General features: G+C 63.9%; 10 protein-coding genes. 5 read left to right on the forward strand and 5 right to left on the reverse strand.

Going from position 1 to position 12,401, the window contains the following annotated elements; translation table 11 throughout:
* Positions 1-21: 21 nt before the first annotated feature.
* The gene (locus NFH98_RS08735) at positions 22-351 is read left to right on the forward strand and encodes a hypothetical protein (RefSeq protein WP_045994806.1); all 330 of its coding nucleotides are present in this window, start codon (positions 22-24) and stop codon (positions 349-351) included.
* A gap of 103 nt (positions 352-454) precedes the next feature.
* Here the strand turns inward: NFH98_RS08735 and NFH98_RS08740 are convergent, their stop codons facing one another.
* From NFH98_RS08740 to NFH98_RS08760, 5 genes are read right to left on the reverse strand one after another with little or no spacing between them, the layout of a single operon-like run.
* On the reverse strand, positions 455-2,383 hold the full coding sequence (locus tag NFH98_RS08740) for an EAL domain-containing protein (protein ID WP_349622553.1): 1,929 nt from the start codon (positions 2,381-2,383) through the stop codon (positions 455-457).
* 33 nt (positions 2,384-2,416) lie between these two features.
* Positions 2,417-3,127 (reverse strand): transglutaminase-like cysteine peptidase, encoded by a 711-nt coding sequence (locus NFH98_RS08745; RefSeq protein ID WP_349622554.1) that lies wholly within the window; start codon positions 3,125-3,127, stop codon positions 2,417-2,419.
* A gap of 24 nt (positions 3,128-3,151) precedes the next feature.
* Positions 3,152-4,327 carry a cation diffusion facilitator family transporter gene (locus NFH98_RS08750; protein WP_286986241.1) on the reverse strand — a complete coding sequence of 392 codons (1,176 nt, stop codon included), beginning with the start codon at positions 4,325-4,327 and terminating at the stop codon, positions 3,152-3,154.
* Positions 4,324-5,493, reverse strand: coding sequence for a 1-acyl-sn-glycerol-3-phosphate acyltransferase (locus tag NFH98_RS08755; RefSeq protein ID WP_045994810.1), 1,170 nt, complete (start codon positions 5,491-5,493; stop codon positions 4,324-4,326). Before NFH98_RS08755 ends, NFH98_RS08750 begins: the two co-directional genes overlap by 4 nt.
* Positions 5,490-6,440: a recombination-associated protein RdgC gene (locus NFH98_RS08760; protein ID WP_108133792.1), complete on the reverse strand. Its 951-nt coding sequence runs from the start codon at positions 6,438-6,440 to the stop codon at positions 5,490-5,492. Before NFH98_RS08760 ends, NFH98_RS08755 begins: the two co-directional genes overlap by 4 nt.
* A 208-nt stretch (positions 6,441-6,648) precedes the next feature.
* Here NFH98_RS08760 and NFH98_RS08765 point away from each other — a divergent pair, with 208 nt between their 5' ends.
* The 4 genes from NFH98_RS08765 (at position 6,649) to pheA (ending at position 12,368) form a co-directional block, all read left to right on the forward strand.
* Positions 6,649-7,068 (forward strand): acyl-CoA thioesterase, encoded by a 420-nt coding sequence (locus NFH98_RS08765; protein WP_349622555.1) that lies wholly within the window; start codon positions 6,649-6,651, stop codon positions 7,066-7,068.
* 142 nt (positions 7,069-7,210) lie between these two features.
* Positions 7,211-9,964, forward strand: coding sequence for a DNA gyrase subunit A (gyrA, locus tag NFH98_RS08770; RefSeq protein WP_349622556.1), 2,754 nt, complete (start codon positions 7,211-7,213; stop codon positions 9,962-9,964).
* Between the two features lie 103 nt (positions 9,965-10,067).
* The gene (gene serC, locus NFH98_RS08775; RefSeq protein WP_286986290.1) at positions 10,068-11,171 is read left to right on the forward strand and encodes a 3-phosphoserine/phosphohydroxythreonine transaminase; all 1,104 of its coding nucleotides are present in this window, start codon (positions 10,068-10,070) and stop codon (positions 11,169-11,171) included.
* 102 nt (positions 11,172-11,273) lie between these two features.
* Entirely contained in the window at positions 11,274-12,368 is a 1,095-nt protein-coding gene (gene pheA, locus NFH98_RS08780; protein WP_045994814.1) for a prephenate dehydratase, read from the forward strand.
* Positions 12,369-12,401 lie beyond the last annotated feature (33 nt).

A 12,401-nucleotide genomic window follows, 5' to 3' on the forward strand; every position in this document is an offset into this window, starting at 1 on the left:
AAAGATTGCGGAGAACGTGACATGTACGTCCAGCGTGACGGGGAAGGAAAGCTTGTCTGTGTCAGCCGGGAGCCTACAGCGACCTGCGACGAATTTATGGCGCCGGATGATCAGGAGCTGTTGTTCTTCCTGTCAGACGGTAACGAGCGCAACGAACAGTCCCAGTTCCATGCCTCCGACCTGGCCTTCGTGCGGGTGCTCGAGGACGTGCTTGATCTGCTGATGGACAAGGGCGTGATCAGCTTCACCGATCTGCCTGACGCGGCGCGCCGCAAGATCATGGACCGCCAGTCATTGCGTCGTCGCTACAATGATGTGGATCTGGTAGGGGACGACGACCCGCTCATCTAAGCGCTCAGCATCTGCACCTCTCAAGTCGCATGCGTCGACCTGGGCAAGACAAAGGGCCACCTTCGGGTGGCCCTTTGTTGTGTACCCTTCATGTCATCGACGTTCACGAGTGCCTGTCGGTTTCCATCCTGGCGGACACGGCGGGGCCGGTGACACCGTCCAGGCCCAGCTCGAACAGGGTGTCGATATCGCGATCCTCGTCGATGCCCTCGGCGATGGCCTGGATCGCCAGCGAATGGCACAGGGTCGCCATGCCCCTGAGAATAGTCTGCTGCTCCGGCCGCTCCGACACGCCACGACACAGGGTTGCGTCGATCTTGATGTAGGACAGCCCAAGGTCCTGCAGATCTCCCAGCTGGCGGAAGGCCGCACCGACGTGCTCCATGCCCAGATGACAGCCGAAGGGGGCCAGCGACTGGCAGAGATATCGGAAGCTCTCGAGATCGCTTCGGGCGATCGACTCCGGCACCTCGATCCACAGGAAGGGGGCCGAGTCCGGGCGGGCGCTGAGTCGTTGCTGCAGGGCGATCACGACATTCGGCTGGGTAATCGCTGCATGGGACAAATTGATGCCAAGCGGCTGCCGGTGGTGATGGATGGTGTCGAGAGCGGCATCGATCACCTTGATATCCAGGCTGTCGTGGAGGCGCAGACGGGCGATCCAGGGCATGAAGACACCCGCCTGACGCCATTCGCCCTTGATGTTGAGCCGTGCAGGGGCCTCGTGATGCAGCAACTGTCCGCGTCGATCCAGCACCGGATACTGCCCCAGCAGGACGCCGTGCTCCATCGCTTCGACCAGCGATGAGCGCCACTCGGCGCGGCTGCGGTAGAGCGTCTCCTGTTCCACGTTGTGGCAGGACTCGATCGCCTGTCCAGGACGGCTCTCGGCCAGCGACAGGGCGCCATCCAGTGCGGCCATCAGGGTGGTGCGCTCCTGGCCGTGGTGGTAGACCGCCAGGGCAGCGGGGAGCCGCAGTACCGGTGCGTTCTGTTCGGCCAGTGTCGACAGATTGTCGTCCAGCCGTTCGCGGGCCCAGCTTTCGTCGACGTTGCCGCACAGCATCAGGGCGAAGTCACTGCCGTTGAGGCGACCCACATAGCCTTCGCCATGGGCCTCGGCGATGGCGGTCAGGCGTTGGCAAAGGTCGCTGAGCACGCCGTTGGTGTGCAAGTGGCCGCGGCGTTCGTTGAGCGCGGCCAGGTCGGTGGCACGGATCATCGCCACCACGCCGTAGCTGGATTCACCCTGTTGCTCGAGGCTGTAGTTGAGGCGGTCGATAAAGGCTTCCCGGGTCAAGGCCCCGGTCACCGTGTCATGCAGCAACTGGCGGCGTAGCCGGTCGATCTGCTCGCTCTCGCGCTGGAGCATCTCGCGCACGCTTTCCGACAGCCGGTTCATGGCGTCGGACACTTCGCGCAGTTCCAGTGTGCGGGGCAGCGGGGCGACGGTGAAGCGACGCTGGCCGATATCGTTGGCCTGGCGCGTCAGGGTCTTCAGCGGGGTGCGGATCTGGCGTACCAGCAGGTAGGCAATCAGCAGGCTGAGGGCACCTGCTGCCATGAACCAGGCGGCCATGCGCAGGGTGCTCTGCCACAGCGACTGGTAGGCGAAGCCATGTGCGCTTTCGAGCTGCAAGGTGCCAAGCTGCTGCCAGCCATCCTGGATGACCGCAGTGCCGGCGGGGACCTCGAAGGCGACCAGCTCACGGAACCATCCCGGTACGCCAGTCTCTTCGGGGGCTGAAGAGACGCGACGAATGATCGGTCTGTCCTGGGTGTCCAGCAGCTGGATCTTGCGGTAGTGGCCAGTATCGAACTGCGCCGAAATCAAAAGCTCCAGCGTCACTTCATCCTTGTCAGGCATCTGGCTCATGCTCAGCGCCAGGGCATTGGCGTTGTCCGCGTTCTTAATCAGTATTTCTTTTTCGATGTAGGCGCGGCTGCCTGATACGGCCACCACCAGACTGCCGATCAGGGCAATCAGCAGGATGGCAATGATGGCGAGCCAGAGTTGTTTGATCAACGACATGGCGACGTCTCTAGATGAAGGATTGGCATGATGTCACTGGATTCCCTGTTGGCGCATGCGATCCAGCGCGTTTCGCCAGCGCGACAGGCGCGCCAGGGGATCCGCCCGTGATTGGGTGGTGCCACCCGCCCACAGGCCACTGCTGTTGAAGCTGAACAGCGGGTCCAGATCGGTGCGCAGGCTGGCACGGGAAATGCCGGCGGCAATGTTGTCGAGAATCAGGGGCTCGGCGCCTGGCGTCTCGTAGTAGCCGAGCACCATATGGGCCTGGGTGATCTGGCTACGTCCCAGTCGAGCACGCACATAGATCATGCGCAACTTGCTGATGGGAATGCCGAGCTCCTTGAGGGTCACGTATTTGGCGATGGAGTAATCTTCACAGTCGCCTGCGCCGCGTCCCAGCGATTCGATGGGAGTAGCCCAGTAGTCGCTCTGGCGCCAGATGGTGCGATCCTCGAGCCACTGCATCTTGCGATTGAAGAAGTCGTTGACGTCGCGCAGCTGAGTACGAAGGTCGGCGCCTCTCAGGCGATCGATCAGGTTGAGCCATTCGTCCAGGGCTCTTACCCCCTGACTGCCGTACTCGGCGCTCATGGCCGCGTGCATTCGCGCATGGTCGAGCGTCGCGTCCACCGGTGCAGGTGCCAGCACCAGGAAGGCGCCCAACAGGCTCGCAGATCCCCAGGCGAGCCAGGAAGGGGGGCGGCGGCGAGACGGGCGAGACAAGACGGCATCTGGGCTCATGGCGAGTTCCAAGCCGGGCGGAGGTCAGGCCTTGCCGGGCCCTTGCCACAGCTTCAGTTGGCCTACCCAGGGCAGGGTGTCGAGGTCTCGGCACAATTGATGAGCCAAGTCATCGAGATCCCCATGATGGATATCAGAGTCAACGTACAACGAAATGTCGATGCGGTCATCCAAATAGTGCAGATTCAGCGCCGTACGGTGTTGCCAGGCACGCTGATGCGACCAGCGTTCATCCAGCAGTTGCTCGATCTCCTCGCGCAGCGGCAAGCCCGGGCGCAGGCTGTGTTCGGTCTGTCCTTCGTCGTCCTCGGGGTCGATGTGGAAGGTGACATCCTTCAGGCGGGTGTGCGCTTCGCGTAGTTGTCGACTGACCGCATTACCGATCTCGTGGGCTTCGGACACCGTGACCCTGGGAGCGACCACGATATGCAGATCGAGCACGACGTCGCTTCCGAGCTGGCGGGTGCGCAGATCGTGCACGCTCTTGACGCCCGGCACCGACTCCGCCAGTCGGCGCATCGCACGCTGCTCTTCGACCGGCAGGGCGGTGTCGATCAGCTCCCGCGAAGACTGCCACATCAGCCGTCCGCCGACCCAACCCACCATCAGACCGACCACGATGGCGGCCACCGCGTCCATCCAGCCGACGCCGAACTGCCCCGCCACCAGGCCGACCAGCACCACCAGGGTGGACATGGCATCGGTACGCGAGTGCCAGGCATTGGCCTCGAGCAGCGGTGAGTCGAAGCGGCGGGCGGCGCGCAAGGTGTAGTGGTAGATCGCCTCCTTGGCCAGCAGCGAGACCACGGCCACGGCGATGGCAACGAGGCCGGGTGCGGCGCTGGGAGACCGATCGAGCAGGCGCTCGACACTCGACCAGGCGATGGCACCCGCGACGAAGATCAGCACACTGCCGAGCCACAGCGTCGCCAGGGTCTCGATTCGGCCGTGGCCGTAGGGATGGTCGCGGTCGGGTTCCTGGCGGCCGTAGTGGGTGGCCGCCAGCACGAAGGCGTCGGTGACGATATCCGAAAAGGAGTGGATGCCGTCGGCGATCAGGGCGGCCGACCCGACGATCACGCCGGTCACCAGTTTGAGTACGCCGACGACAAGGTCCACGCCGGCGCCGATCAGGGTGACGCCTTGGGCCGTCCAGGCAAAGGCGTGTCTGGAGCGCCCCGGCTGGCTTTTCTGGCTCACGACGAAGGCTCGCTCCGCGCGCAGTTGATGACAGGGTTGGCGTACTGGGCCAGCCACCAGGATCTGAGGTCTTCCGGAACTTCGGAAAGCCGTTGCGCGAACCGATCGCGGTCGGCCTCTGACACCTCGGACAGGTCCACCAGCTCAGGATGGCTGCCCAGGGCCTCCAGCGCCAGATGGTGGCTGGGAAAGAGGTGATAGCCGCTCAGCACCTGGCGGTCGATCTCGGCAGCGACCGCTTCCGGCGTATCGAAGCTGCGATCGATCGGCGTGCCGAAGCGCAGATGAACACGCCCCTTGTGGCCGGTGATGCCGGCGACGATGGAGCTGATGTCCTCGAACTCGCTCTTGTTGTAGCTGCCGTCTTCACTGACGGCTTTCAGCTCCCTTGCCTTCTGCACGTCGCAGGGGTCGTACTCGTAGCTGATCGATACCGGCACCAGGCGCAGGGCTTCAATGCCTTCCCCGAGCGGCGCATGACGGTTGTCGGCACGGTGGGCCATGGTCATCATCTTGATGATCGCGGGGTCGGTACGATCGATGCCGTCCTTGGCCCGGCCTTCGCGCTGGGCCATCCAGATCGAGTGATTGTCGTCCTGAATGGAGTGGCGGATGTAGCTCGACAGCTTGTGGTAGGCCTGCAGCATGGCGCGCTTGCCGCGAGCACTGCGCGGCACGATGAAGCTCTTGTTGAGCCGCATCAGATCGGTGACGTAGGGCTTCTTGAGCAGGTTGTCACCGATGGCAATGCGTACGGTGTTGCGGCCGGCGAGGTACAGCGCATAGTTGACGAAGGCCGGATCCAGAGAGATATCGCGATGGTTGCCGATAAACAGGTAGGCGGTATCGGGGTCCAGACGATCGAGGCCGTCGACGCGAAAGTCGTCGGTGGAGGTCTTCAGCATGCGCTGCATGTAGGCCGCGATGCGTTGCTGAAACGCCGTCACGCTGGTGACGTCGCGTGTCTCGCGCTTGATCGCCCAGCTGGCCAGCGTGCGTGACAGGCGGGGCATCATGCGGGAAAGGCGCGGCAGCCGGTAGCGGGTCAGGGCGCTCAACAGCTCCGGGTCCTCTGCCAGGCGAGTCAGGGTCGTCGCCACCTCGTCGTCCTGATAGGGGCGAATATCGTGCCAGGGATCCTGCGGGGCATCGGATGTCGAAGTCATGGTGTCGTCGCAGTGAGGTCAGTAGCCGAAACAGAAGAACTCTGGGCTTCGCCGCCCAGCCAGTCGATCAGGCGGTCGACGCTTTCACCCAGGGTCTGGGCCATCAGAATGAAGTCGGTTTCCATGCGCAGCACGGCATCGTCGCCGTCATCTGCCTGGTTGGCTTCGTCGATCAAGGCGTCATCGAAGGCCAGTGACTTGACCGCCAGGTCGTCGTGGAGCACGAAACGCAGGCGCCCCTCCATGCCCAGCGCCAGCTTGCTGGCCTGTCGGCCGCTTTCGAGCAGTTGCTGAATGTCGTCGCCGTCCAGGTCCACCTGGCGCGCCTTGAGCACGCCATCGTCGCCCTTGGCCTTGAGTTCGACCTGGTCGCCGAGCAGCATGTCGGCGGGGCGCGAGGAGGCGTCGTTGAGCCAGGTGGTCATGGCGCGAATCGGCAGTGTCTGGGCCGAGAGCGGCGTTACCTTGAGGCTTCCCAGGGACTCGCGCAACAGATCCAGCAGCTCTTCGGCGCGCTTTCGGCTGGAGCTGTTGACGGCGATCAAGTTTCGCCGGGTATCCCACCAGAGGTCAGTCTTCTGGCTGCGTACGAAGGCCCTGGGCAACAGTTCCTCGTAGACCTGCTCCTTGATTGCCTGCTTTTCCTGGCGGCGCAGCTTGCGGCTTTCCTGGGTCTCGATGACCTCGACGCGCTCGTCGACTTCTTCGCGGACCACCGAAGCGGGCAGGATGCGCTCCTGGCGCAGGGCGGTCATCAGGCGCTGGCCCTGCAGCTCGTGGAGATAGCGATCGCTACCCCGTCCGGCAGGCGTCGTCCAGCCGATGCGGCGGGCTTCGGTGCCACCGAGCGGGCGGAAAGCCTGTTCGGCGAGGGCCGTCTCCAGCTGCTCGCTGTCCAGGGTGCTGGCGTCGTGCAGACGGTAGAGGTGCAAGTGCTTGAACCACATGGAGCAATTCTCGGGTCAAAAAGGAGGCACATTATGGCGAATGGTCCCTTCGGGTGCCAGTTGCCAGCCATCGCAATGGTCGATTGAACAGGGTTGCGGCAAGCCTAGCAGGCTGCGTCGCCCGCGCCCGTCCCTCTTTGGTGACAGTGTTGCCACTTTGCCCGCTCGAGGTCAGAATCAAACAGTAGTTTAAATGAGGAGCAATGACATGGAAGACGCTATCAGCACCACTTCGCTGAAGGTTCGTGGCTACCACCTGGACGGGTATGGCCACGTCAATCACGCCCGTTACCTGGAGTTCATGGAGGAAGGGCGCTGGGACTATTTCGACAAGCATCCGGCGCTGATGTCTCGCCTGGGAAAGGGAGATGTCGCCTTCGTCGCGGTCAATCTCAATATCGACTATCGCCAGGCGGCGGTGGCCGGTGACGAGCTGGACATTTCCACCCGTCTGTCGGCCCTGGGCGGGCGCAGTGCCAGGATGCGCCACGAGATCCTGCGCCGCCACGATGGTGCCCTGGTGGCTCGCGCCGAGCTGACCTTCGTGCTGCTGGACGTGGCCAGCAACAGTGCGGTGGCGATCGAGGGTGAGCTGCGTGATGCCCTGGCGCCGCTGGTGGTGTCATGACGGCAGCGGTCAAGGCGCCGCACGCAACGACAGACGCTGCGCGGAAGGCCCCAAGGGTGGTATGCTAGGTCGCTGTATTTGTGCGCCTTGTCACGGCTGCGTGACGCGCCTACCTGTTGCTGTGCAAAGGACTTGACGACCCATGGGTGACATCGCCAGAGAGATTCTGCCAGTCAATATCGAGGACGAGCTGAAGCAGTCGTACCTCGATTACGCGATGAGCGTGATCATCGGCCGAGCGCTGCCGGACGTGCGCGATGGCCTGAAGCCGGTTCATCGGCGTGTGCTGTTTGCGATGCACGAGCTGGGTAACGACTGGAACAAGCCATACAAGAAGTCCGCCCGTGTGGTGGGTGACGTGATCGGTAAGTACCACCCCCACGGCGACAGTGCGGTGTACGACACCATCGTGCGTATGGCCCAGGACTTCTCGATGCGCCACGTGCTGGTCGATGGCCAGGGCAACTTCGGCTCCATCGACGGCGACAACGCCGCCGCCATGCGTTACACCGAGGTGCGCATGGCGCGCCTGGCCCACGAGCTGCTGGCCGATCTCGAGAAGGATACTGTCGACTGGGTCGACAACTACGACGGTACCGAGCGGATCCCCGACGTGCTGCCGACCAAGGTGCCGAACCTGCTGGTCAACGGCTCCTCGGGCATCGCCGTGGGCATGGCGACCAATATCCCGCCCCACAACATGAACGAGATCATCAACGCCTGCCTGGCGCTGGTCGACGACTACACCCTGAGCGTCGATGATCTGATGGAGCATGTGCCGGGGCCCGACTTCCCCACCGGCGGTATCATCAACGGCCGCGCGGGCATTCTCGAGGCCTATCGTACCGGCCGCGGGCGCATCTACATTCGCGCCAAGCACACCATCGAACACGACGACAAGTCCGGCCGTGACCACATCATCGTCACCGAGCTGCCTTACCAGGTGAACAAGGCGCGGCTGATCGAGAAGATCGCCGAGCTGGTCAAGGACAAGAAGATCGAGGGTATCGCCGAGCTGCGCGACGAGTCCGACAAGGACGGTCTGCGGGTGGTGATCGAGGTCAAGCGCGGCGAGAGCGGCGAGGTGGTGGTGAACAACCTGTTCGCCCAGACCCAGCTGCAGAATGTCTTCGGCATCAACATGGTGGCGCTGGAAGACGGCGAGCCGAAGACCATGAACCTCAAGCAGGTGCTCGAGGCCTTCATTCGCCACCGTCGTGAGGTGGTCACCCGGCGCACCCTGTTCGAACTGAAGAAGGCGCGTGAGCGCGGCCACATTCTCGAAGGCCTGGCGGTGGCGATCTCCAACATCGACGAGGTGATTGAGCTGATCAAGGCCTCGCCGAATGCTGCCGAAGCCAAGGAAAAGCTGTTGGCCAAGTCCTGGCAGCCCGGTCAGGTCACCGGCATGCTGGAGCGCGCCGGTGCCACCTCGTGCAAGCCCGAAGACCTGGAAGAAGGCTTTGGTCTGGACCAGGCGGGAGGCGAGTACCGTCTGTCGCCGGCCCAGGCCCAGGCCATCCTCGAGCTGCGCCTGCACCGCCTGACCGGCCTCGAGACCGAGAAGCTGCTCGACGAGTATCTGTCGATCCTCGAGAAGATCGCCGAGCTGATGGCCATCCTGGCCTCCGCCGATCGCCTGCTCGAGGTGATTCGCGAAGAGCTGATCGCGGTGCGCGATCAGTTCGCCGACGAGCGTCGTACCGACATTCAGGCAAGCCACCTGGACCTGTCCATCGAGGACCTGATCGCCGAGGAAGACATGGTGGTCACGGTGTCCCGCTCGGGTTACGCCAAGACCCAGCCGTTGTCGGACTATCAGGCCCAGCGTCGTGGTGGTCGTGGCAAGTCGGCCACCGCGATGAAGGACGAGGACGTCATCGAGCACCTGCTGGTGGCCTCGACCCACGACACCGTGCTGCTGTTCTCCAATCGCGGCAAGGTCTACTGGCTCAAGGTCTACGAGATGCCTGCGGCCAGTCGCGGGTCCCGCGGCAAGCCGCTGGTCAACCTGCTGCCGCTGGAAGAAGGCGAGTCGATCAACGCCATCATGCCGGTCAAGGACTATGATCCGGACTGCTATATCTTCTTTGCCACCGCCCGGGGCACGGTCAAGCGCACCAGCCTCGAGCAGTTCTCGCGGCCGCGCAGCGTTGGCCTGATCGCCATCGACCTGGAGGAGGGCGATCGCCTGGTGGGCGCCGCCATTACCTCCGGCAGCGACCACGCCATGCTGCTGTCGTCCAACGGCAAGGCGATCCGCTTCGAGGAGTCCCAGGTCCGTGCCATGGGCCGTACCGCGCGCGGTGTGCGCGGCATGCGACTGCTCGATGGCGCCGAGGTGATCAGCCTGATCATCCCGCAGAGCCTCGAGATCGATGCCGACGCCGAGGGCGGTGAGCGTGGCGAGGCCGGTGATGTCGACGCCAGCGGTGACGACGGCCAGATCTACATCCTCACCGGCAGCGAAAACGGCTACGGCAAGCGTACCCGTCTCGAGGAGTTCCCGCTGCGCGGTCGTGGCGGCCAGGGCGTGATCGCGATGCAGACCAGCGCCCGCAATGGCGCCATGGTGGCGGCGATGCAGGTCTGTTCCAGCGACGAGATGATGCTGATCACCGATCGCGGCACCCTGGTGCGCACCCGGGTCGAGGAAGTCTCGATCAGTTCGCGCAACACCCAGGGCGTCACCCTGATCCGCCTCGGCGAGGCCGAGGCGCTGGTCAAGACCGTGCGTATCCAGGAGCTTGAAGGCGACGACGAGCTCGATGCCGAGGGCGAAGAAGGTAGTGAGGATGCCGTCGAGAACTCGGCAGATGACGTCGCCGAGGGTGGCAGCGCCGAACCGGGCGACGACAGCGCGGCCGACGACAGCAACACCGACAATAACGACTGATCCGGGGTGCCACGGTGTCCGCGATGGACGCCGTGGCCCACCTATATAGTGACTGGCGGGCGTCGCCGGACGCCTGCCCTTGACGATCAATCGCCAGGACACCATGACACGCCACTACAATTTCTGCGCGGGCCCCGCCGCGCTGCCTACCGCAGTACTCGAACGCGCCCAGCGCGAGATGCTGGACTATCAGGGCCGTGGGCTCTCGGTGATGGAGATGAGCCACCGCTCCAGCGAGTACGTGGCCATCGCCGAGCGTGCCGAGGCCGACCTGCGTGAACTGCTCGCCGTGCCCGATAACTATCGGGTGCTGTTCACCCAGGGTGGTGCCACCCAGCAGTTTGCCGCGGTGCCCATGAACCTGCTTGGCCGCGGCGGCCGGGCCAACTTCATCGAAACCGGTATCTGGGGCAACAAGGCGGTCAAGGAGGCGCGGCATCTATTCGGCAGCGCCCACATTGCCGCCTCAAGCGCCGAGAATGGCCATGTCGAAGCACCGCAGCAGGCTGATATCGCGCTGTCCGACGACGCCGCCTACCTCCACGTGACCCCCAACGAGACCATCGGTGGTCTGGCACTGGACTTTGTGCCCGTGGCGCGGCGCGGCGACGGGGTCGAGGTGCCGCTGGTGGCGGATCTTTCCTCGACCATTCTGTCTGAGCCGCTGGACGTCTCGCGCTTCGGTGTGATCTACGCTGGCGCCCAGAAGAACATCGGGCCGGCCGGTCTGGTGCTGGTGATCGTGCGTGATGATCTGCTCGACCAGGCGGTGAGCGAGATGCCGTCCTTGTTCAGCTATCGTCAGTTGGCCGAGGCAGGGTCGATGATCAACACGCCGGCCACCTATAGCTGGTACCTGGCGGGCCTGGTGTTCGACTGGCTCAAGCGCGACGTCGGTGGTCTCGAGGCGATGGCCGAGATCAATGACCGCAAGGCGGCCAAGCTTTATGACGCCATCGACCGCAGCGACTTCTATTCCAACCCCATCGCGGTGCGTAATCGCTCGAAGATGAACGTGCCCTTCGTGCTGGCCGACAGCGCCCTGGATAACGCCTTCCTCGAAGAGGCGGAAGCGGCGGGGCTTTTGAATCTCAAGGGCCATCGCAGCGTCGGCGGTATGCGCGCTAGCCTCTATAACGCGGTGCCTGAGGCCGCGGTGGACGCCCTGGTGGCGTTCATGGGCGATTTCGAAAAGCGGCGCGGCTGAGGTTCGTGCGAGAGCTGGCGCACCCAGTAAAGAGGTGGCGGGGCCAGGTTTCGCCAGCCATGCGTCAACGCCCGGTCACGGGGCGTTACAAGGAGACAACCCATGAGTGATTCGCAAGAGCCGAACCTCTCGTCGCTGCGTCAGCGCATCGACCATATCGACACCGAGATCCTGCGCCTGATCAGCGAGCGTGCCGAGTGTGCTCGCCAGGTGGCGGAGACCAAGACCGCAAGCGACCCCCAGGCGGTGTTCTATCGCCCCGAGCGCGAGGCCCAGGTGCTGCGCCGGGTAATGGAGCTCAACCAGGGGCCGCTGGACAGCGAAGAAATGGCACGGCTGTTTCGCGAGATCATGTCGGCCTGCCTGGCGCTGGAACAGCCGATCAAGGTGGCCTATCTCGGCCCCGAGGGCACCTTTACCCAGCAGGCCGCGCTCAAGCACTTCGGCGACAGCGCCATCAGCCTGCCCATGGCGGCCATCGACGAGGTCTTCCGTGAGGTCGAGGCCGGCGCGGTGAACTACGGCGTGGTGCCGGTGGAAAACTCCACCGAAGGCGTGATCAACCATACCCTGGATTCCTTCATCGATTCGGGGCTGCGCATCAGCGGAGAGGTGGTGCTGCGCATCCATCATCACCTGCTGGTGGCCGACACTACCCTCAAGGACAAGGTGTCGCGTATCTACTCGCATCCCCAGTCCTTCGCCCAGTGTCGCAAATGGCTAGATGCCCACTTCCCCCACGCCGAGCGGGTACCGGTGTCGTCCAACGCCGAGGCGGCCAGGCTGGTCAAGAGCGAGTGGCACAGTGCGGCCATCGCCGGCGACATGGCGGCCAAGCTCTACGGCCTTAGCCACGTGGCCGAGAAGATCGAGGATCGCCCGGACAACTCCACGCGCTTCCTGATCATCGGCAACCAGGACGTGCCCATGTCCGGGGTCGACAAGACGTCGCTGGTGGTGGCGACCCGCAACCAGCCGGGTGCCTTGCACGACCTGCTCGAGCCGTTCCACCGCCACCAGATCGATCTGACGCGTCTGGAGACGCGACCCTCGCGCACCGGTGCCTGGAACTATGTGTTCTTCATCGACTTCTGTGGCCACGTCGAGGAGCCGCGGGTGTCGGCGCTGCTCGAGGAGGTGCGCCTGCGTGTCTCCGAGGTCAAGGTGCTTGGCTCCTACCCCCAGGGGGTCCTGTAGTAATGCAGGAAGAAGGAATGCAGCAAGAAGGAA

The sequence above is a fragment of the Halomonas sp. H33-56 genome (assembly GCF_040147035.1).
Classification (GTDB): Bacteria; Pseudomonadota; Gammaproteobacteria; order Pseudomonadales; family Halomonadaceae; genus Halomonas; species Halomonas litopenaei.